Genomic DNA, 21,022 nt, shown 5'->3' on the forward strand with positions numbered 1-21,022 from the left:
GCTGGTGAGCTAGAAAGAAGACTGAAATGAGCTTCTCCATCGCCATCGTCGGTCGTCCGAACGTCGGTAAATCCACCTTGTTCAACCGTCTGGCTGGCAAGAAGCTGGCGCTTGTCGATGACACGCCCGGTGTGACCCGCGACCGACGTCCGGGGGAAGCCAAGCTGGTCGACCTCAGATTCCGTATCGTCGACACTCCCGGTCTCGAGCAAGCCGCTCCCGATACCCTGCAGGGCCGTATGCGGGCCCAGACGGAACTTGCCATTGAAGAGGCCGATCTGACGCTGTTCGTCATTGATGCCAAGATGGGGCTGACCCCGGTCGACCAGGAAATGGCGGAGATGATCCGGCGCAAGGGCAAGCCTGTTGTGCTCGTTGCCAACAAGTCTGAAGCCAGGGGGTCGGACACCGGTTTCTACGATGCCTTTACGCTTGGGCTTGGCGATCCGTGCCCTATCTCCGCTGAGCACGGCGGCGGCATGATCGATCTGCGCGATGCGATCGTTGAGGCTCTGGGTGAGGACAGGGCGTTTCCGCCGCAGGACTTCGAAGAAGCTGAAACGGATGTCACCCTGCCGCGGTCGGAAACGGACGAGGACGACGAAGACTATGTCTACGACGAGACCAAGCCGTTGCGGGTTGCCATCGTCGGTCGTCCGAATGCCGGCAAGTCGACGCTGATCAACCGTTTTATCGGCGAGGACCGTCTGCTGACCGGTCCGGAAGCCGGCATCACCCGTGATTCCATCTCGGTTGAATGGGACTGGCGTGGCCGCATCATCAAGATGTTCGACACCGCCGGCATGCGTCGCAAGGCGCGTGTTCAGGAAAAGCTCGAAAAGCTTTCCGTTGCCGATGCGCTGCGCGCCATCCGTTTTGCAGAAACAGTGGTCATCGTCTTTGACGCGACCATTCCGTTTGAAAAACAGGACATCCAGATCGTCGATCTGGTGCTGCGCGAAGGTCGTGCCGCTGTGCTGGCGTTCAACAAGTGGGATCTGGTCGAGGACCCGCAGGAGGTTCTGGCAGAACTGCGCGAAAAGACCGAGCGGCTTTTGCCGCAGGCACGCGGCATTCGTGCTGTGCCGATGTCCGGACAGACCGGCTACGGGCTTGAAAAGCTGATGCAGTCGATCGTCGATACAGACCGTGTCTGGAACCAGCGTGTATCGACGGCCAAGCTGAACCGCTGGCTGGACAGTCAGCAGACCCAGCATCCGCCACCGGCCGTATCGGGTCGTCGCCTCAAGCTGAAATACATGACGCAGGTCAAGGCCCGCCCGCCGGCCTTCATGATTTCCTGCACGCGACCGGATTCACTGCCTGAAAGCTATACGCGTTATCTGATCAATGGTTTGCGCGCAGATTTCAATCTGCCCGGTGTGCCGATCCGCATCCATTACAAGGCAGCAGACAACCCCTTCGCCAATCGTCGCAAGAAGCGCTGACCCGTCAGGCCTTTCCGGGCTGACGGGCCGTCGTGCGGCAGGTCTTTTCGCGACGGGTCTGAACGGCTGCGATGACGTTGTCGTAAAACTGGCGCGACGCCGAACGCCAGGAATAGCTTTCTGCCAGGTGACGGGCGGCCGTTCTCGATAGATCCAGAGCATTCAGGCAGGCTGCACGCAGGTCCTGATCCAGCGCGCCGGCCATGCCGTGCTTTGGAATGATGTCGATAGGACCCGTGACGGGGAAGGCGGCCACAGGAACGCCGGATGCCAGCGCTTCCAGAATGGTGTTGCCAAAGGTGTCGGTTTTCGACGGGAAGACGAAGACATCGGCCTGCGCATAGGCGTCGGCCAGCTCCTTGCCGAATTTCACCCCGGTGAAATGGGCATCCGGATAGCGCGCCTGCAGATCGGCGCGTGCCGGGCCATCGCCGACCACGACCTTTGAACCCGGTAAATCCAGTTCGAGAAAGGCCGACAGGTTCTTCTCGACCGCCACGCGGCCGACCGTCATGAAGATCGGGCGGGGGAGATCGAAGGGTGCAACCTCCTGAGCTTGCGGGTGAAACTGCGTGGTATCGATACCGCGGCTCCAGATGCGCAGGTTGGTCAGCCCCTTGCCTGCCAGTTCCTTCTTCAGGCTCTCGGTTGCCACCATGCAGGCGCCGCTTCTTCCATGAAACCAGCGCACATAGGCATAAAGCCAGCTGAGCGGGACCGGGAAGCGGGCTGCCACATATTCGGGAAATCGGGTGTGGTAACTGGTCGAGAAGGCCTTGCCGTTTCGCAATGCCCAGGCACGCGCCATCAGACCAAGCGGGCCTTCCGTGGCGATGTGCAGATAGTCGGGGTTCTGATCTTCAAGGGCCTTGCGAACCTGCCCATAGGTCGCCAGCGACAGTCGTATCTCGCGGTAGGTGGGCATGGGGATGCTGCGGTAGCGTTCCGGCGTGATCATCGATACGTCGACGCCCATTTGCGCCAGTTCTCGATTGGTGTTTTCAATGGTGCGGACCACACCATTGACCTGGGGGTGCCAGGCGTCGGTTACGATCGTCAATCTTGGCATGCGGTGCGCAGCCTCCTCGCGGATGGTCCGACCCTTATGTGATGTTGTTGTTACAGTTTGATGTCAGGGCCGGTCAGCCCCCTTGAACGGGAACCATCGTGCTGCGGTGCGGTTCTTCTATAGTGTCGGCTAGCCGCCGATTCGTCACGTCGCTCAGGAACCCTCCCACGGAGCCCCGCCATGTCCAGAACATCCCCGAAGAAATCGATGACGCAGACCCAGGCCAGCGAAGACTGGTGGCGCGGTGCGGTGATCTATCAGGTCTACCCACGCTCGTTTCAGGACACCAGCAAAGACGGCATCGGCGACCTGAAGGGGGTCACCCAACGCTTGCCCTATATTGCCTCGCTGGGCGTCGATGCGATCTGGCTGTCGCCGTTCTTTACATCGCCGATGGCGGACATGGGCTATGACGTTTCCGATTACTGCGATGTCGATCCGATGTTCGGGACGCTGGCCGATTTCGACGAGATGATGGAAAAGGCCCATTCCCTCGACATAAAGGTGATCATCGACCAGGTCATCTCGCACACATCCGACAAGCATCCATGGTTTGTCGAAAGCCGGTCGAGCCGGGATAACCCCAAGGCCAAATGGTATGTCTGGGCCGATCCGAAGAAGGATGGCACTGCGCCCAATAACTGGCTTTCGATCTTTGGCGGACCGGGCTGGGAATGGGATGGGGTGCGCAAGCAGTATTACATGCACAATTTCCTCACATCGCAGCCCGATCTCAATTTCCACAATCCTGCCGTCCAGGAGGCGCTTCTCGATACAGTGAAGTTCTGGCTCGATCGCGGCGTGGACGGGTTTCGTCTCGATACGGTGAATTTCTATTTTCATGACAAGGAATTGCGGGACAATCCACCTCATGTGCCCGATAGCGACGATGCCGGCCTCGATGCACCGGACGTCAATCCCTATGGCATGCAGCATCACCTGCATGACAAGACACAGCCGGAAAACGTTGTTTTTTTGAAGAAATTCCGGGCGTTGCTCGATCAATACGAGGGGCGCACCACGGTTGGAGAAGTGGGCGACGGTGCACGGTCGCTGAAGACCGTGGCAGACTATACCAGCGGCGGCGACAAGCTGCATATGTGCTACACTTTCGACCTGTTAGGCCCCGATTTTACGCCAAGCCATATCCGACACTGCGTGGAAGCGTTCCAGGCGGCGGTGACCGATGGCTGGGTGTGCTGGGCCTTTTCCAACCACGACGTCAACCGCCATGTCAGCCGCTTCATGCAACATGAGAGCGAACGTGCGGATATTGCCAAGCTTGCCATTTCTGTCCTGGCGACACTGCGAGGCTCGATTTGCCTTTATCAGGGCGAAGAGCTCGGTTTGCCGGAGGCAGAGCTTGCATTCGAGGATCTGCGCGACCCCTACGGGATCCGTTTCTGGCCAAGCTTCAAGGGACGGGATGGATGCCGCACGCCGATGCCCTGGGATGCTGGCAAATCGCATGCGGGTTTTACCAGCGGTACGCCCTGGCTACCGGTTCCCGATGCGCATCAGGCATTGGCGGTCAAGGACCAGGACGGAGACCCGGAATCGGTTCTGGCCCATTACCGCGCTACGCTGGCGTTTCGTCGTGAGCATGAAGCATTGCGTGACGGGGATATCGAGTTTCTGGACATCACCGAGGATCTGTTGACGTTTGTTCGCAGCAAGGGCGAGGAAAAACTGCTGTTCGTCTTCAATCTGCGTCGCGGACCGCAGGTGGAGCATCTGCCCAAGGGCCTGACTGTCAGGGATGTTGTGCCGATGCCGGGATCGCAGGCCACAATCAAGGGCCATGAGATTTCGCTCGATAGCCTCGACTGTTTCTGCGCCCGGGTCTGATTTCAGGCTTCGGTGTAGCGCTCCGGCTGGACGCGCAGACGCCCGATATCCTGCAGGGGCGGCGCTCCGAATTGCCGCCGGTATTCGCGGCTGAACTGCGATGGGCTATCGTAGCCCACGCGGCGGCCGGCTGTTGCCGCGTCCATGCCGTGCGCGAAGATCAGGCGGCGGGCCTCCTGAAGGCGTAGCTGTTTTTGATACTGCAGCGGGCTCATATTGGTGACCTGACGGAAATGCTCGTGCAGCGATGATGCACTCATGCGCGCTTCGCCCGCCAGATGCTCTATCAGCAGCGGTTTTTGGAAATTCGCCTTGATCCAACCGATCGCACGATTGACGTTTTGCAGGCGGTTGTTGGGCGTGAGGATCTGGCGTAACAGGCCTGCATGCTCACTCTTCAGCAGGCGGTAGAGGATTTCACGCTCTATGATCGGGGCAAGGAAGGGCGCGTCGTCCGGCGCATCCAGCAGGCTGACCAACCGGTGGGCCGCCCCCAGAAGTTCCTCTGAGGTCTCGCCAATGCCGATGGCCTTGCAGCCGGTACTGCTGATCTCCGTCGTGGTCCAGTCCATCGCCAGCACGAGTTCGCTCAAAACAGACAGATCGAGGTCGAGGCGCAGGCAAAGATAGGGTGCATCATCCGTTGCTTCGATGATCTGGCCAATGATCGGAACGTCGACCGAAATGACGATATGTTTGCCCGGTCCGTAATCGATCACCTGTTCGCAAAGCATCAGCTGCTTTCGTCCCTGTACGATCATGCAAATGGATGGTGTCTGTACCGTGTGGACAGGTTCCGTCTGCTTCGACATTCGAACAAGCGACAAGCGCGGTATGCTGGTCGCATGTATCCCGTCTTCGGCGGCGTGTTGTGCAATCATTTCAGCGATATCGCGGGCAATGCTCATGCTCTTCTCCGGTAGACGGTCCAGTTCCTGTGGCTGGAAGAGCATATAAGTGGGGTTGACCGTTTTGAATGCAAGCAGATGCAGTTCTGGAGGAATGTGCAATCTTGCCGGAGATATGTTCTATCACCTCATCGAGGCTTTCCCCATATGATCAACACCGCCAAACAGGGCGGGTCTGATATGGAGAACAGCCATGGCCGCAATGCAGTGCATTCTGGAAAGTCCTTTCCGCTGGATCCTGAAAACAGGCGCGAAGTTCTCGCGTCGTGTGATGAGCCGTATCCGCAGCCATCGCGACGCCACAGAATCCCGGTACGAGCCGAATGGCTAGGGGGCCGGATAGTCTCATCGGTTTTGCCGCAACAATGGCAGCGTTCACCTTCATCCTGATGCTCACAATCGTGAGCCTGGACGGAAAACATGTCTGGCGGTCCGACCCATTCGCATCTTCCAAGGAGAGACAAATGACCAGCGAACAATCTCAGGCCTATGTGGGGCTCTGGACCACCGAGGACGGGCATATCCGTCACGAACTGCTCCCCAATGGACGCTATGTCGAAGCACGGGGGGCACGGGAGCGTGCATATGAGGGACGTTATGCGGTGAGTGGCGATCACATCGACTATGTCGACGATACCGGCTTTACCGCTGACGGCGATTTCCGGGGCGGGGTGCTTTATCACGCCGGCATGGTTTTGCACCGCGACTGAGCGAATATAGATGTTGCGGCGACGGGCGAGGGCTCACAGGCCCTCGTCCGGAATGTTCAGGATGTGACCGCAAGCCTTGCAGTGGACGGCATCGGCATCATGGCGCTGCAGACCGCATTCCGGGCATGGAAACGTCACCTTGTAGGGACGAACGATCGCCTGGGCCAGACGCACGAACAACGAGATGCCGATGATCATGGTGATGATCGAGGTGAGCTTGCCAAAGGTGCCGGGCAAAGTGATATCGCCAAAGCCGGTGGTGGTGACGGTTGCGACGGTGAAATAGAAGGCGTCGATGAAGCCGGTGCCGGCATCCTCCCGATAAAAGAAGAAGGAATAGACGAATCCGGTAACCAGGAAGAGAAAGACGAAAAGATTGATGAAGGCCGTGACCACATCGGCCTGTTCCTTCAGCCCCAGACGTCGCATCATCATCTTGAATACCGGCCTCTGCGCCACAGCCCATATGCGGGCAACGCGCAGGAAAGCGAAGTTGAACAGCGACTGCGGAAAGAGCAGTGTGCAAAGGACGAATATGTCCACCCAGGTCATGGGTTTCAGGAAAATCCGTTTCCGGGTGGGCGACGCGACGAACTGGGCGACAAGCTCGGCAGCGATCCAGACCGCTATGGAATAATCGAGAATGAGATAGCTTGGACGGTCGCGCAGATAGGGACCTGCCAGAAAGAAGCCGATAATCGCAAGATCGATCACCATCAAGGCGATTTGAAAGCGTATGGCAGCGGTATCCTGACCGAAATAAAGGCGGGCAAGACGTTCACGGAGCATCGGTGATGGAGGGGCCGCTTCAGCGGGCATAGCTTTTCCTAGTAGTGATAGCGACATTGCGCGATGACGAGAACCTCATCATCACCTTGACCGACAACTCGATATACGAGCCGATGTTCCTGAGTGATCCGGCGAGACCAGAAACCCTTGAGGGTCCCGCGCAAGGGCTCAGGTTTGCCTATTCCGTTGAAGGGATGGCGTAGTGCGTCCTTGATAAGGTCGTTGACGCGTTCAAGCGTCCTGCGGTCGGTTGCCTGCCAATGGACATAGTCCTCCCATCCGCCTGATGAGAAAGCCGAATTCACGTTCAGGTTCCCAGCAAAGCCTTGCTGTCCTTTAGCTCAAAATCACCATTTGCGATATCAAGTCCTGCTCGCACCAGTCGCTCGGCATTTGTTGGCGATGACAAAAGGTGAATTGTTTCAACGAGACTGTCGTATTCTTCCTTCCCCATCAACACCGCAGATGGTTTGTCGCGCCTCACAATTTCGATTGGTGCTGCGTCGTCGTTCACCTTGTCGAGCAAGCCTGCAAGCTCGGCCCGGGCACGCGAGAAAAATATGGTGTCCATTGCCAACTCCTTAGTTGTCCATAATATGGTACAAGTCTTGGTGCTTGCCAATCCCTCAGCCAATCAGTTCGAACTTGTCGACATCCACCATGCCCTTATCCGAAATCTTCAGATGCGGAATGACGGGTAGCGGAAGGAAAGCGACCTGCAAGAAAGGTTCGGCCAGCGTGGTGCCGAGTGCATAGGCTGCCTTGCGCAGGTCGTGCAGTGTGTCACGCACGGTCTCGAAAGGTTCAAGGCTCATCAGCCCGGCGACCTGCAGGGCGATTTCGCCGGTGACCTTGCCATCCGCGACCACCACAAATCCGCCCTTGATCTCGGAAAGGCGATTGGCGGCGAGCGCCATGTCATCTTCGTCGACGCCGACCACGCAGATATTGTGGCTGTCATGGCCAACGGTGGAGGCTATCGCACCTTTCTTCAAGCCAAAACCCTGAACGAAACCATTGGCATGATTGCCATTCTTGCCATGACGCTCGATGACAGCGACCTTGATGATATCGCGGTCGAGGTCGATGCCGGTCTGGTTGCCGGCAGAGGGCAGCACATACCGGCGATGATCGGTGATGATCTTGCCCGGTATCACGCCCATGACCGGGGTTTCGCCTTCCGTCACCGGCACCGCAAACTGGCTGGCGAGGACGGTTCGTGCCTTGACGCTGTCGAGGCCGACGGGAGCGACCGCTTTGCGGGTGTCGAACAGGGCATCGGTCACAGGGCGTCCGCCGGAGAACACCATCTCGGCTTTGCAATTCTCCAGACTGTCGATAACCACCAGATCGGCCCGCCAGCCGGGTGCCACCAGGCCGCGGTCGCGAAGGCCGAAGGCGCGTGCGGCGGAAATGGAGGCGGCGCGATAGATCGCCAGCGGCTCGACGCCATGGGCGATGGCTGTGCGGATCATATAGTCGAGATGGCCTTCCTCGGCGATATCGAGGGGATTGCGGTCATCGGTGCAGAGCGCCAGGAAGGGCGACAGGCGTTCGGTGATGATCGGCATCAGAGCGTGCAGGTCCTTGGAGACCGAGCCTTCGCGCACCAGAATATGCATTCCCTTGCGGATCTTCTCCATGGCCTCGGGCACATTGGTGCATTCATGCTCTGTGCGGATACCGGCGGAGAGATAGCCGTTGAGGCCAGTGCCCGACAGAAGCGGCGCATGGCCGTCGATGTGTCCGCCCTGAAAGGCTTCCAGCTTTGCCATGCAGATCGGATCCTTGTGGATCACGCCGGGGAAGTTCATGAATTCGGCAAGGCCGATCACCTTGGGATGGTCGCGGAAGGGCAGGAGCTTTTCAATCGGCAGATCGGCACCGGAGGTTTCCAGATGGGTGGCCGGAACGCAAGAGGACAGCTGGACCCGGATGTCCATGATGGTTTCGAGCGACGAGTCGAGAAAGAACTGGATGCCTTCGGTACCAAGAACATTGGCGATCTCATGCGGATCGCAGATGGCTGTTGTGACGCCATAGGGAAGCACGCAGCGGTCGAATTCATGCGGGGTCACCAGCGAGCTTTCGATATGCAGATGCGTGTCGATAAAGCCGGGCACGACGATCTTGCCGGAGATGTCGATCTCCTCGGTGCCCTCGTAGCTCTCGCAGGTGCCGACGATGGTGTCGCCGCAGATGGCGATGTCGGAGGCCACGAGTTCGCCGGTGACGAGATCGAAGAGGCGACCGCCCTTCAGCACGATATCTGCCGTTTGCCGGCCTGTGCCCTGGTCGATACGTTGTTCCAGCGTGCTCATCTGCGTGTCTCCTATTCTTCAGTCAGTCGTCATCCTAGCCCGGCGAGGCGGGCTGAGGAAATGGTAGGGGAATGGCCGTCTCTCGGCTCAGGCGGGCAGTTCGACAGAAAAGCCATAGCTTGCTTTCTCGCCGGGTGCCAAAGCGGCGGTGAAGGGGCGTTCGGTCAGTTCTGCACTGCCATCCAGGTGTGCTGCCATGCCGTGCCAGGGTTCTATGCAGATGAACGGTGCGCCGGGCTTTTGCCACAACGCCAGATTGGGCAGATTGCGGAAGGTGAATTTCAGCGCCGGGCCTTCTGCGACGTCATAGGTGAGGCCGTCGCCGGCCCCTTCGGGAAAGATCATGGCATCTGCCTCGAATTGGCGGTGTTCGAGCATCAGGTGACCGCCGATAAACGGGGACAGGTGTATTTCCGGAGAGAGCATGCCGTCCTTCAGCCGAAACAGATCCGGCTCTTTGCCATTCTCGAGCGTTATCCGATGCGGCAGGCCGGTTGCGCCGGGCAAAGGCCAGAGGAAGGCCGGGTGAAAGCCGATGCCATAGGGCATGCTTTCGGAACCGACATTTGTGACCGTGGCGGTGACAGTGAGTACGCGACCGGTGAGGCGGTGCTCGAGTTCGAGTCTGAAGTCGAAGGGGTAACTTGCCATGGTTTCATCGTCTGCTGCCAGTTGATGACGGCAGACGTCGGAGGCGGAGCCAATCAGCGCAAATTCGCGGCGTCGGGCCAGGCCGTGCTGTTTCATGGCATAGGCTTTGCCGTTGATCGCCAATGTGTCCTCCGGCGCCTTTCCGACGATGGGGAAGAGAATGGGGGATCGGCCGGACCACCATTCGCCATCGCCGTTCCACAGCCATTGTCGCCCGTCAGCGCTTGCGAGCGACTGCATTTCGGCGCCGAGCGACGAGACTTCGACGGAAAGCTCTCCATTGTCGAGGCGGATCGTTTCGGTCATGGTTCATCCTTTCAGCCGGTTGTTGCGCCGCAAGGTAACGGATTCGGATGAAAGGCGCTCGTTCTTCCTGGGCTGAAGTGCCGTCAGCGCGATATCGCTTCCACAGGATGGCCAGCATCGCGCCAGGCGGTGAAGCCGCCGGATATATGGGAGACTTTGTCCAGGCCCATATCCTGTGCGGTCCTGGTGGCAAGCGCCGAGCGCCAGCCACTGGCGCAAAAGAAGACGAAGCGCTTGTCCTCGGCAAAGACCGGCTTGGCATAGGGGCTTTCCGGATCGATCCAGAATTCCAGCATTCCGCGCGGGCAGGAAAAGGCATTGGGGATCGTGCCCTCGCGCTCTCGTTCGCGCGGATCGCGCAGATCGACGAAAACCACATCCGTCTCACCATGAAGAGTAATCGCCTCCGCTGCCGTGACGGCGTCGATACTGGCGTTGGCTTCCTCCAGAAGCTGTTTGTACCCTTTTTTCACGACCATTCCTCCCTTTGAATGCGGCGCGCCTGTGTGCCGGTATGGGCGTCCTCGGCGGCAGGTTAGCATGCTTGCCGGTGCGCTCGCCATGGAAAGGGCATCTGGTGCGGAACAAAGCGGCAGGCTGTCTGCTTTCGCTTTCATGAAACAAGCAATCGTGACAGGTGGTGCCGGCCTTATCGGTGCAGAAATTTGCAAGAGTCTTTTGGCCCATGGATATGAGGTCGCTTCTTTCGACCTTGAGGTGCGTGAGGACGGTGTCCGTCATTTCACCTGCGATGTCGGCGATGAGGCGTCCGTGGCCGAGGCACTTGCGGGCCTTGGCTGGGACAGGCTGGATCTATTGGTGAACAATGCCGGGATTGCCAATCCGGATCGCGGGCCGATTGAAACGCTCTCGCTCGACGAATGGCGCAAGGTGACCGACAGTCATCTGACCGGTGCCTTCCTGATGAGCCGGGCGGCGATACCGTTGATGGGAGAGGGGGCTTCGATCGTTAATATGGTGTCGACGCGGGCATTCATGTCGGAGCCGAACACGGAGGCTTATGCTGCCTCCAAGGGTGGGCTTGTCGGCTTTACCCATGCATTGGCAATCAGTCTTGGACCGAAGATCCGGGTGAATGCCATTGCTCCCGGCTGGATTTCGGACGGTGAACGCCTGAGCGATGCCGATCATCAGCAGCATCCGGTCGGGCGGGTTGGGCGCGCGGACGATATTGCCGACGCGGTGCTTTACCTTGCGTCCGCCGGTTTCATGACCGGGCAGGTGCTCACGCTGGACGGCGGCATGACACGCAAGATGATTTACGCAGACTAGCATTTGCCGCCGGTCGCGTTGCGAACCGCAGACCAGCCAATCGACCTTTCTCTACCAGAGCCAGCCGTTGAGCAGGAAATAGATCACGGCGGAGAGGCTCGAAAGCATGACTGCAAGACCCGGTATCCGGGATTCATCGTAGGCGCGTATGTATTGGACGATGGAAGACATGCTGTCCTCCTTTGTTGGGGCGAAGTCGAAAACACTTCCGTCGACGGTGCCCTGCATGAATGCCGTCGATGCTCTATGATGCACACCTGAGCCCATGACTACAAGGGTCGAACACATTTCGAGCGCAATCGGCTGGCGGAACTTCTGTCGATTTACGCCAAAACAAGAAATAATGACGCGGCCATCTTGTATAAAACACAATTGAGGCGCATGGTTATTTCACGTTGATTTGGCCGACTTGGCTTGTTGCGGTGTCAGAGACCCGCCATTATCCTCCGAATTCTCGATTGTGAACGCATTAAGCCTTCGGGCGCTTATGTCGTTTCTGTTCGTATCCGGATTGATTTCTCCCGCTGACCACGGATGTACTGGCAGCAGGGCTTCACTCCGGACCGAACGGATTACCAGCGAAGAGCAGTTTTCGCAGGGCTTCCCAAGTTTATAAAATCGCATTCTTCAGATCGTGGGCCATTTACATCCCACTATTTCGCTTCGCATCGCACCGGCGCAATCCAGCCATCCAGACGTTTTCTGGCAGCTGTGGGGTCGCCCGCCCAGGATCTTTGTCAGGCATGCCTGATGGGGGTCGATGCACACTCAAAGGGACTATCATCATGACCAATACGACTTACAGGCCGCAGGCGCGCAGAGTGCGTGCCGTGGATTCCGCCACCCATATCTTCGCAATCGGTGAGACCGTGCGGATGAAAAGCTCGCTGCCGATGAAGGCAGAGCAGTCTGCCGTCTATCAGATCACCGCACAGCTTCCCGTTCGCGAAAACCTGCCGCAGTACCGGGTTCGCAGCGAAGATGAACGTCACGAACGCGTAACGACACAAGATATGCTCGAACTTGTTGGCCGTGCCAAAGCCAAGACCGGTTCGAACCTGATGGAGAGGACCTTCGGTCATGGCTAAGGGACAAGTGCGCAGTTCGCGCGAGATCAGAAAGCCTAAAAAAGACAAAAGCGCTGCACCGAAGGTATCCGCTCAGGGAAGCCAGGTGAAAGACGCAACAAGTCCGTCAGCCGCCTGGTCCAAGTCCAAGGGCAAGAGCTAAGACTAAGGCAGGCGTATGTGCCCGCGCGCTGATATGGCCGCGGGCCCGGGATAAGTCCTGACATGCCTGTTTTCCCTGAATGCGTTCATGGCGGCATACCGATTGGTCACCCGAGCTGAACGACACTTTCCAAAGGAGTGCCAATCATGTCGCTTGTTTTTCTCAATCCCAGCCGCAGTTATGACGAAACGCGAAAGGCCATCCGGTTCATCGGGCATGATGGCATGTCGGAGATTCGCTTCTTCGTTGAAGTCGGAGCACTCGACAGGCCGGGCGCAGAGATGTGCGGAACGCGCACGTCGGAAGCCGCCTGCCTGACGGCCTTTGACGGATCTGTCGATGCCATCCGCAAGGCGGCACACAAGCTCTATCAGCGGGGGCGTCAGCCCACCTACACCCTGACATCCAACGATTTTCGCTAGGACGACTGAATGCTGATACGTTACGGCTATGAAATCACGCTGACCTGCGAGCAACCGACCGCGATGGTTTGCCTTCTGTCTGTCCACGATGATCGAACGGCGGATATCCGCGACCCGGAAAAGATCATCACCAATCCCGATCTGTTGACGACCACCTATCATGATATGTTCGGCAATCGCTGCCGACGGCTGGTCGCGCCTGCGGGCAATCTGACCATCTGGGGCGATGCGACAATCGAGGATGATGGGCAACTCGACGAAGTGGCACCAGACGCCCGCGAAATCGCTGTTCAGGATCTGCCGGATGAGTGTCTGGTCTATCTGATGGGCAGTCGCTACTGCGAAACCGACCGATTGAGCCAGTTCGCCTGGGACCAGTTCGGGGAGACCCAGCCGGGTTGGGCAAGAGTCCAGGCGATCTGTGACTTTGTGCACCAGCATATCAGCTTCGATTACATGCAGGCACGGTCTACCCGCACGGCCTATGAGGCGTTTCAGGAGCGCGTGGGTGTTTGCCGTGACTATGCCCATCTTGCCGTCACTTTGTGCCGTAGCCTGAATATTCCAGCCCGCTATGTGAATGGGCATCTCGGTGACATCGGTGTTCCGGTGGTGGATCCGATGGATTTCAGCGCCTGGATGGAAGTGTTTCTGGATGGCAAATGGTACACATTCGATCCACGCAACAACAAGCGGCGCATTGGCCGGATCGTTGTCGCGCGTGGGCGTGATGCGGCGGATATTCCGCTGATCAATTCGTTCGGTCCACATGTGTTGAATGGGTTTCGCGTCTGGACCTACGAAGTTCAAGCCGTCGAGTAGCGTTTCGTCAAACGATGACGGAGCGCTCACCGAACGGGGTATCGTCGTCGAAATTGCGCGTGCCTATGCGATCGCTTTCGCCTGACAATGTGCAATCCTCATGCGGTTCTTCTGCCGTATCGACACGGTCATCCGGTTCACCGAGTTGGCGCGCATGGCGGGCCTGCATTCTTGCGTCGGCGTCTTCCTCGGCTTCGTCTTCGGGTGATTTGTGGTGGCCGTCGGGATCACTGGCGTGCTCGCGCGCCCTTTCTCTCAGGTCGTCATTGATCTTGTCCTGACGGGCAGCGACCCATGCATTGTAGGGCTCTGAGCCAATGGCAAGGCTGTTGTCGATCTGCGTGGATGAAGACGACGCAGAGGATGAAATACGGGAAACGCGTTCGACCATCGACATTTCTCCTGATCAGCTGTGCTGTCCGCATATATTGCCGACAAAATCCTAAGGCGCGATAAACTCCGCGTCACTCGCTCTGATAGAGCGCCATGGCCGTGCAGCCGAGGCCGAGCCTTTTCATAGAGGTGGGGCTGCGGTCGCGTTGCTGCAAGTGCTGCCCGCTGATGGCGGAGTTTTGGCGACCGGAGAGAGTGTATTGCGTTGAACCGAGAACTGCGCGCCAGTGCGCCCGTCAGATGATGATGGAGCGGTTGCCGAAGGAGGTATCGTCCTCGCTCTGCTTCTCGTTTGTGTCGTCGTCGCCATACAGCCGCGCGCTCGCCGGGGGGTGCTCAGCATCCTGCTCGTTCGGGTCGCGGGATGCGAGTTCGTCTCGCGCGGCCTGCTCAAGTGCCATCAGATCACTCTTGAAATTGGCCCATGGATCGCTGGCTTGCGCTGTGCCGGTGCTGCTTTTTCCCGGCTGCGTGTCAGATGTTTTGGCGCTGGGCTTGTCCGGGTCGACCATGGATTGTTCCTGATGGGACCTGCCTTGCAATCGAAGCGGGTGACGTGATGCCACCGAGGCTGCGTGCCCGGCTTGCTAAGTGTTTGTCCAACCCTGTGACCGTCACCGGTATCAAAGATCGGCCATGATTTGTGGTGCCGAGGATAAAGGCGACGTTGCAGTTGCGCAAGACGTGCCTGCAACAGACAAAGAAGCGGTCGTCACCGACCGCTTTTCATCAGCTCTGATATGCCGATCAGATGTTATTCATCAACACCTTGCGCAGTTTGTCGAACAACTCGTCGATCTGCTCCTTGGTGATGATCAAAGGCGGAGACAGAGCAATGATGTCGCCTGTTGTGCGGATCAGAAGCCCCGACTCATAGGCTTTGAGGAAGGCTGTGAAGGCACGTTTCGTCGGTTCTCCGGCGATCGGGGACAGCTCGATGGCACCGATCAGGCCTGTATTGCGGACGTCGATGACATTGGGGCAGTCCTTGAGCGAATGAAGCTGCTCCTCCCAATAGGGCGCGATCTCGGCTGCGCGCGTCAACAGGCCCTCTTCCTTGTAGGTATCGAGTGTTCCAAGGGCTGCTGCACAGGCAATCGGATTGCCCGAATAGGTGTATCCATGGAAGAATTCGATCATGTGTTCCGGACCGTTCATGAAGGCGTCGTGGATCTCTGAGGTGACGAACACAGCGCCCATGGGAATCACGCCATTGGTGAGGCCCTTGGCGGTGGTGATCATGTCGGGCTTGACGTCGTAATACTGCGACGCGAAAGGTGCGCCCAGACGGCCAAAGCCGGTGATGACCTCATCGAATATCAGCAGGATGCCGTGCTTGGTGCAGATGTCTCGCAGTTTTTGCAGATAGCCTTTCGGCGGGATCAGCACGCCAGTCGAGCCGGCAATGGGTTCGACGATGACAGCAGCCACAGTCGAGGCATCGTGCAGGGTCACGATGCGCTCGAGTTCGGTCGCCAGATCACCGCCATGCTCCGGTTGCCCCTTGGTGAAGGCGTTCTGGTCGGGCAGGTGGGTGTGTGGCATGTGGTCGACGCCGGTCAGGAGCGTTCCGAACATCTTGCGGTTGGAGACGATGCCGCCGACCGAAATGCCGCCGAAATTGACGCCGTGGTAGCCGCGCTCGCGACCGACCAGCCGGAACCGCGAGCCGTCGCCCTTTACGCGGTGATAGGCCAGCGCAACTTTCAGCGCTGTCTCAACCGATTCCGAGCCTGAATTTGTATAGAGGACGTGGTTCATGCCTTCCGGCGCAATGTCGACCAGGCGGTTGGCCAGTTCGAAGGCCTTGGGGTGTCCAAGCTGGAAGGCGGGCGCATAATCGAGTTCGCCAGCTTGCTCGCGGATCGCCTCGGTAATCTTGGGACGGCAGTGACCGGCGTTCACACACCAGAGGCCAGCGGTGCCATCGAGCACCTGACGGCCATCATGGGTGGTGTAATACATATCCTTGGCGCCGACGAAAAGGCGCGGTTCCTTCTTGAACTGACGGTTGGCCGTAAAGGGCATCCAGAAGGCACGCAGGTCGTTGGGCGTCGTATTCATTCGGTTGGACATTCTGTTCTCCATGAGCCCGCATGCGCTGGGCGACCTTAGGCCCGGCTGGCGGCAAAGCTGTCCCTTTGGCAAGGGCGGCGTCACGTTATCAGCGCCGATTGGACCGTCAAGATGGCATCAGAAAACGTCATGGATCCGCAACGCGTCATTGATGAATGCGGTGCGAAAATTGTTGGGCGCCGATGCTGAGGGGGAGAGGAGAAAAGCCTAGCGCAAGTTCGCTGGTGCATGATCGGTCCGGTCGTCGCGGGAGTCGCGGAGGGCAGTCCTCGGCTTCCGGCACGCGGCGACATGGCCATCAAGACTTCAGCCCTAACCGGCTGAAGTCTTCTTTTTTCATGCGATCGTTCAAAAGAAAGACCGGCTTCCGCAAAGGAAGCCGGCCAATCTGCAATGTTTATAACGTGATTTAAAAAAGCCGTGGCAAGAAGGCCAGGTTATCATTATCCACCGAAAGCGTTAAAACTACGCAATGGTAGCGCTAACTTATGCGGCAGAACGATTGGCTTCTGTCTGGCAATAAATATCTTCCAGTGTCTGAAGGACCTTGATGACCGATTCAGAGGTGCTGGAATAATAAATGGTCTGCGCGTCACGGCGGGTCTTTACCAGCTTTTGTGCACGCAGTTTCGAGAGATGTTGTGACAAGGCCGACTGGCTCAAGCCCACCTGATTTGCAAGTACGCCAACCGGTACTTCGCCTTCAACAAGGCTGCACAGGATCATCAGACGCTTTGGGTTTGCCATCGCCGACAAAAGACCTGCCGCAACGTTAGACTGTTCAGACAATGATTTCGTTTTCATACGATCATTCTTTCCTTAAACGCGGGTCCGCCAACCGGAGTGCCCGTTTGCAATCCGTGAATTTCGTATTCTAAAAGTGTACCAACTGGGCAAAAATTGTATATGCCTAAATTTAAGGTATCGAGTATGCTTTTTTAGGTATTACGAAATTAATTTTAGCTTCATTGAAATGGCTGTCTGCCGTGTGATTTGAGCGCAGAATTGCCATAAATTCGATAAAAATCAGCCATATAGTATGCGTTTTATCGAATTTTCTCGATATTCAGATGAAAATCAACGGCGTGAATTTTGATGCCGCGTGTGCGATGACAATCCCAAAATCTTGTAGTGCGCCACGCAGTGCTACCAGATTTCAGGTGTCGATGGGCCTCTGTTCAAGCAGGTCGATTCTGGACAAATTGTATGCACGGCCGAAGCCGCCATTGAGACTCGCGCTCTGGGGGACCAGCCGGAAAAAGCCAAAATCGGCAAAATCGATATAGAGTTTGGCCTTTGGGTGGAGCTTCAGAAAACGCGTTCTGAGCGTCTCGTGTACATCTGTGTCGTGCTCAACACGCTCTGCCAGGCATTGCACGGAGATGCGCGCATGGGCGAGGGGATCGCCCTTGCCGGGTTCACCTGCCAGAAATGAACATCGTGGATCGGTAGACAAAGACTGCGTATGCGCCGAAAGGCACGAAACGAGAATGAACGGTATGCCGCCCGCATCGGTGGCAAGCAGAACGCGACTTATCTGCGGAAATCCGTTCTGGGGGTCGATTACGGCCAGCCCGACATAACGGGCCTTGCGGATCAGCTCTCGGGCAAGCTCTCTTGCTTCATTGTCGGTGTCGCGAATCACGGAAGGCTTGTCTGCCATCTATATCTCCGACGGAGCCGGCCCCAGAAGGGCCGGCCCCGGTTTCTCAACTGGCTTCGCGCATGCGGTGACGGGTGAGGCCGGCGACGATATCCTGGGCGCTGATGGTCCCAATGATCGAGCCTTTTTCGACCACGCCGATCGTGCCCGGTTGACGGGCAAGCGCGTCGAGTATTTCGACCAGTGGCGTATCAGGTCCTGCGGTGCCGGCCACCGATCCCTCGCTGACGGTGCCAACGCCGCCTTTCATGACGTCGCGGGCATTCAGCATGGCTATCGGGTTCATGTGCTGCACGAAATCGGCAACATACTGATCGGCCGGGTTCTTGACGATCTCCTGCGGCGTGCCGCACTGGATGATGCGTCCGCTTTCCATGATGGCGATGCGATTGCCAATACGGAAGGCTTCATCCAGATCGTGGCTGACGAAGAGAATGGTCTTCTTCAGCCGCGCCTGGAACTCCAGCAATTCGTCCTGCAAGCGATTGCGGATCAATGGGTCGAGCGCCGAGAAGGGCTCGTCCATCAACAGGATCGGTGCGCCGGTGGCAAAGGCGCGGGCAAGGCCGACACGCTGCTGCATCCCGCCCGACAACTCGTTGACCTTGCGGTCCGCCCACTGGCCAAGGCTCACCAGCTCCAATTGTTCCGTGACCCGCTCCTTGCGCTCGGCTTCCGGGATGCCTGCCAGCTCAAGGCCGAAGCCGACATTGTCGGCGACGGTGCGCCATGGAAGAAGGCCGAACTGCTGGAACACCATCGAAACGGTGTGCATGCGCAGATCGCGCATCGACTTCGCGTTGGCCGTATAGGGATTAACCGGACCCGTCGCGGTGTTGACGGTCACGCCACCACGGACAACCGGGGCAAGCCCGTTGACGGCGCGCAACAGCGTCGACTTTCCGGAGCCGGAAAGGCCCATGAGTACCAGGATTTCGCCTTCCTTGACGCTCAGCGACGCATCGGCAACCCCCAGCACGAGGCCGGTTTCCTCGCCGATCTCGTCACGGGTTTTTCCGGCGTCGATCAGGGGTAATGCACGTTCGTTGTTCTTGCCGAAAACAATATCGACATTTTCAAAGATGATCGCATCACTCATTTGCCGTCTCCTTCTTCCGGTACGCGGAACATGCGGTCGAGGATGATCGCAAGGATGACGATGCAAAGACCCGATTCAAAGCCCATGCCGACATTGACGGTGTTGAGCGCACGAACGACCGGAACGCCAAGACCGCTTGCGCCAACCAGTGCGGAAATGACCACCATGGACAGAGACAACATGATCGTTTGCGTCAGGCCCGCCATGATCTGGGGCAGGGCATAGGGTAGTTCCACTTTGCGCAGCACCTGTGTCGGTGTTGCGCCGAAAGCGACGGCTGCCTCCACCAATGCCGGTGGCGTGGAGATGATGCCAAGGCGCGTCAGACGAATCGGGGCCGGGATGGCGAAGATCACGGTTGCGATCAGGCCTGGAACCATGCCGAGACCGAACAGGATGAGCGCCGGAATCAGATAGACGAAGGTGGGGATCGTCTGCATCAGGTCGAGGATCGGTCGCATGATGGCATAGACCCATTGGCGCCGTGCTGCGGCGATGCCGAGGGGTACGCCAATCAGCATACAGACGAAGGCCGCAGACAGAACCAGTGCCAAGGTCTCTGTCGTTTCTTCGTAATAGCCGAGGTTGATGATCAACAGCAGCCCCAGGAAAGTCAGTATCGCGACGCTGAAGGAGCGACGCAAGGCATAGGCCAGAAGGCTGATTGCCAAGACGACAGCAATAGCCGGAGGTGCCTGCAAGACCCATAGCAAGGCATCGATGACCTGCCTCAAGACATAGGCAAGCCAGTCAAAAAACCAGTCGCCGTTATCGGTTAGCCAATCGACCATTGTTCTGGCCCATTGGCCAATCGGAATTTTAGTTTCAGTGAGCCAATCCACTTGGTCTCCGCCCGTTCTTGATTACTGGAAATGATGTGGGGGTAAGAAGAAGGCCGGCGGTGCATTTGCGCCGCCGGCCCTGAATTCTTGCTTACAGACCGAGATTGGTCTTCACAGCTTCCGCTGCGTCGCCACCGTCGAAGGTGGTAACGCCTTCCAGCCAGGGCTTTACAGCGTCGGGATTGGCCTTCAGCCATTCGGCAGCAGCCTTTTCCGGATCCTCACCATCGTCGAGGATCTTGCCCATGATCTGGTTTTCCATATCGAGCGAGAACTTCAGATTTGTTACGAACTTGCCAACATTCGGGCAGTCCTCGACGTAGCCGCTGCGAACATTGGTGTGAACGGTTGCGCCACCGAAGTCGGGTCCGAATGTATCGTCACCACCCGTGAGGTAAGTGATGTCGAAATTCGAATTCATCGGATGCGGTGCCCATGCGAGGAAGACAATCGGCTTGCCGTCCTTTTTGGCGCGGGAAACCTGTGCCAGCATGCCCTGCTCGGAGGACTCGACCACTTTCATCTTGCCCATGCCCATCTTGTCTTCTTCGATGAGGGACATGACGAGACGGTTTCCGTCGTTGCCGGGTTCGATGCCGTAGATCTTGCCGTCGAGTTCATCGGCATGCTTGCCAATGTCGGAGAAGTCCTTGATGCCGAGTTCCGCACCCTTGGCATTGGTGCCCAGCGTGTACTTGGCGCCTTCAAGGTTGGTGCCGATGGAATCGACAGAACCGTCTTCAATATAAGGAGTTACGTCCTTTTCCTGCGCCGGCATCCAGTTGCCGAGGAAGACGTCGATGTCGTTGTTCTTCAACGAGGTATAGGTGACCGGCACGGACAGGACGGTTGTCTTGGGTTCATAGCCCATGGCCTTTAGCACAACAGTCGCTGTGGCGGTTGTTGCGGTAATGTCTGTCCAGCCCACGTCGGAGAAGCGTACGGCCTTGCAGCTTTCCGAATCCGCGGCATATGCCGTTGAGGAAAGTGCAATAAGCGATGCTGCCGATGCGAGTGCAATACGGCGAAGAGACGGGTGAGTCATTTAGGTACTCCCTTTTTTTGCTGTTCCCAAGTCAACATTCAATACCGCATTAATGCAAGTATGATGGCGTGTTTGCGCCGTATGGAC

Annotated in this window: 24 protein-coding genes and 1 pseudogene; 9 read left to right on the forward strand and 16 right to left on the reverse strand. The window is 57.8% G+C overall.

Going from position 1 to position 21,022, the window contains the following annotated elements:
* Positions 1-26: 26 nt before the first annotated feature.
* Positions 27-1,448: a ribosome biogenesis GTPase Der gene (gene der, locus ACWPM9_RS06680; RefSeq protein ID WP_428187407.1), complete on the forward strand. Its 1,422-nt coding sequence runs from the start codon at positions 27-29 to the stop codon at positions 1,446-1,448.
* A gap of 4 nt (positions 1,449-1,452) precedes the next feature.
* On the opposite strand, the gene ACWPM9_RS06685 is transcribed toward der, so the two are convergent.
* Positions 1,453-2,517, reverse strand: coding sequence for a glycosyltransferase family 4 protein (locus ACWPM9_RS06685; RefSeq protein WP_484757176.1), 1,065 nt, complete (start codon positions 2,515-2,517; stop codon positions 1,453-1,455).
* Positions 2,518-2,724: 207 nt separating this feature from the next.
* Between ACWPM9_RS06685 and bglA the strand changes: the two genes are divergently transcribed.
* The gene (gene bglA, locus ACWPM9_RS06690) at positions 2,725-4,365 is read left to right on the forward strand and encodes a beta-galactosidase BglA (protein ID WP_484757609.1); all 1,641 of its coding nucleotides are present in this window, start codon (positions 2,725-2,727) and stop codon (positions 4,363-4,365) included.
* Between the two features lie 2 nt (positions 4,366-4,367).
* Here bglA and ACWPM9_RS06695 read toward each other — a convergent pair whose 3' ends face one another.
* Positions 4,368-5,273 (reverse strand): AraC family transcriptional regulator, encoded by a 906-nt coding sequence (locus tag ACWPM9_RS06695; protein ID WP_484757177.1) that lies wholly within the window; start codon positions 5,271-5,273, stop codon positions 4,368-4,370.
* Positions 5,274-5,466: 193 nt separating this feature from the next.
* Between ACWPM9_RS06695 and ACWPM9_RS06700 the strand changes: the two genes are divergently transcribed.
* Positions 5,467-5,604, forward strand: a complete 138-nt coding sequence (locus tag ACWPM9_RS06700) for a hypothetical protein (RefSeq protein ID WP_428187404.1) — start codon at positions 5,467-5,469, stop codon at positions 5,602-5,604.
* 34 nt (positions 5,605-5,638) lie between these two features.
* Positions 5,639-5,983, forward strand: coding sequence for an Atu4866 domain-containing protein (locus ACWPM9_RS06705; RefSeq protein ID WP_484757178.1), 345 nt, complete (start codon positions 5,639-5,641; stop codon positions 5,981-5,983).
* Between the two features lie 33 nt (positions 5,984-6,016).
* On the opposite strand, the gene ACWPM9_RS06710 is transcribed toward ACWPM9_RS06705, so the two are convergent.
* The 6 genes from ACWPM9_RS06710 to ACWPM9_RS06735 all read right to left on the reverse strand — a co-directional run bounded on the left by ACWPM9_RS06710 (position 6,017) and on the right by ACWPM9_RS06735 (position 10,529).
* Positions 6,017-6,802 carry a potassium channel family protein gene (locus ACWPM9_RS06710; RefSeq protein WP_428187403.1) on the reverse strand — a complete coding sequence of 262 codons (786 nt, stop codon included), beginning with the start codon at positions 6,800-6,802 and terminating at the stop codon, positions 6,017-6,019.
* Positions 6,803-6,810: 8 nt separating this feature from the next.
* Positions 6,811-7,077, reverse strand: a complete 267-nt coding sequence (locus tag ACWPM9_RS06715) for a Txe/YoeB family addiction module toxin (RefSeq protein ID WP_428187402.1) — start codon at positions 7,075-7,077, stop codon at positions 6,811-6,813.
* 2 nt (positions 7,078-7,079) lie between these two features.
* Complete coding sequence (locus ACWPM9_RS06720; RefSeq protein WP_428187512.1) at positions 7,080-7,343, reverse strand: type II toxin-antitoxin system Phd/YefM family antitoxin; 264 nt, start codon at positions 7,341-7,343, stop codon at positions 7,080-7,082.
* A 55-nt stretch (positions 7,344-7,398) separates the two neighbouring features.
* Positions 7,399-9,093 carry an adenine deaminase gene (gene ade / locus ACWPM9_RS06725; protein WP_428187401.1) on the reverse strand — a complete coding sequence of 565 codons (1,695 nt, stop codon included), beginning with the start codon at positions 9,091-9,093 and terminating at the stop codon, positions 7,399-7,401.
* Between the two features lie 87 nt (positions 9,094-9,180).
* The gene (locus ACWPM9_RS06730; RefSeq protein WP_484757179.1) at positions 9,181-10,050 is read right to left on the reverse strand and encodes an aldose 1-epimerase family protein; all 870 of its coding nucleotides are present in this window, start codon (positions 10,048-10,050) and stop codon (positions 9,181-9,183) included.
* 83 nt (positions 10,051-10,133) lie between these two features.
* Entirely contained in the window at positions 10,134-10,529 is a 396-nt protein-coding gene (locus tag ACWPM9_RS06735) for a rhodanese-like domain-containing protein (protein WP_484757180.1), read from the reverse strand.
* 136 nt (positions 10,530-10,665) lie between these two features.
* Between ACWPM9_RS06735 and ACWPM9_RS06740 the strand changes: the two genes are divergently transcribed.
* The 5 genes from ACWPM9_RS06740 (at position 10,666) to ACWPM9_RS06760 (ending at position 13,817) form a co-directional block, all read left to right on the forward strand.
* Positions 10,666-11,343, forward strand: a complete 678-nt coding sequence (locus tag ACWPM9_RS06740) for an SDR family oxidoreductase (RefSeq protein ID WP_484757181.1) — start codon at positions 10,666-10,668, stop codon at positions 11,341-11,343.
* A gap of 785 nt (positions 11,344-12,128) precedes the next feature.
* The gene (locus ACWPM9_RS06745; RefSeq protein WP_428187397.1) at positions 12,129-12,431 is read left to right on the forward strand and encodes a hypothetical protein; all 303 of its coding nucleotides are present in this window, start codon (positions 12,129-12,131) and stop codon (positions 12,429-12,431) included.
* Positions 12,424-12,573 (forward strand): hypothetical protein, encoded by a 150-nt coding sequence (locus ACWPM9_RS06750; protein ID WP_428187396.1) that lies wholly within the window; start codon positions 12,424-12,426, stop codon positions 12,571-12,573. Before ACWPM9_RS06745 ends, ACWPM9_RS06750 begins: the two co-directional genes overlap by 8 nt.
* A 146-nt stretch (positions 12,574-12,719) precedes the next feature.
* Positions 12,720-12,995, forward strand: a complete 276-nt coding sequence (locus ACWPM9_RS06755) for a DUF1488 family protein (RefSeq protein WP_428187395.1) — start codon at positions 12,720-12,722, stop codon at positions 12,993-12,995.
* Between the two features lie 9 nt (positions 12,996-13,004).
* Positions 13,005-13,817 carry a transglutaminase-like domain-containing protein gene (locus tag ACWPM9_RS06760; RefSeq protein ID WP_428187394.1) on the forward strand — a complete coding sequence of 271 codons (813 nt, stop codon included), beginning with the start codon at positions 13,005-13,007 and terminating at the stop codon, positions 13,815-13,817.
* 7 nt (positions 13,818-13,824) lie between these two features.
* Here the strand turns inward: ACWPM9_RS06760 and ACWPM9_RS06765 are convergent, their stop codons facing one another.
* The 8 genes and pseudogenes from ACWPM9_RS06765 to ACWPM9_RS06800 form a co-directional block, all read right to left on the reverse strand.
* Positions 13,825-14,208: a hypothetical protein gene (locus tag ACWPM9_RS06765; RefSeq protein WP_484757182.1), complete on the reverse strand. Its 384-nt coding sequence runs from the start codon at positions 14,206-14,208 to the stop codon at positions 13,825-13,827.
* A 238-nt stretch (positions 14,209-14,446) separates the two neighbouring features.
* The gene (locus ACWPM9_RS06770) at positions 14,447-14,722 is read right to left on the reverse strand and encodes a hypothetical protein (RefSeq protein WP_484757183.1); all 276 of its coding nucleotides are present in this window, start codon (positions 14,720-14,722) and stop codon (positions 14,447-14,449) included.
* 235 nt (positions 14,723-14,957) lie between these two features.
* The gene (gene aptA / locus ACWPM9_RS06775; protein ID WP_428187391.1) at positions 14,958-16,286 is read right to left on the reverse strand and encodes an omega-aminotransferase AptA; all 1,329 of its coding nucleotides are present in this window, start codon (positions 16,284-16,286) and stop codon (positions 14,958-14,960) included.
* Between the two features lie 486 nt (positions 16,287-16,772).
* Entirely contained in the window at positions 16,773-17,090 is a 318-nt protein-coding gene (locus ACWPM9_RS06780; RefSeq protein ID WP_428187390.1) for an ArsR/SmtB family transcription factor, read from the reverse strand.
* 364 nt (positions 17,091-17,454) lie between these two features.
* A pseudogene (locus ACWPM9_RS06785) lies at positions 17,455-17,949 on the reverse strand (HugZ family pyridoxamine 5'-phosphate oxidase); the annotation flags it as partial.
* A gap of 46 nt (positions 17,950-17,995) precedes the next feature.
* On the reverse strand, positions 17,996-19,048 hold the full coding sequence (choV, locus tag ACWPM9_RS06790) for a choline ABC transporter ATP-binding protein (protein ID WP_428187389.1): 1,053 nt from the start codon (positions 19,046-19,048) through the stop codon (positions 17,996-17,998).
* Positions 19,045-19,839, reverse strand: coding sequence for a choline ABC transporter permease subunit (choW, locus tag ACWPM9_RS06795; protein ID WP_484757184.1), 795 nt, complete (start codon positions 19,837-19,839; stop codon positions 19,045-19,047). Before choW ends, choV begins: the two co-directional genes overlap by 4 nt.
* Before the next feature lie 142 nt (positions 19,840-19,981).
* On the reverse strand, positions 19,982-20,935 hold the full coding sequence (locus ACWPM9_RS06800) for a choline ABC transporter substrate-binding protein (protein ID WP_484757185.1): 954 nt from the start codon (positions 20,933-20,935) through the stop codon (positions 19,982-19,984).
* Positions 20,936-21,022: the final 87 nt, after the last annotated feature.

It is taken from the genome of Agrobacterium sp. H141, from assembly GCF_057158725.1.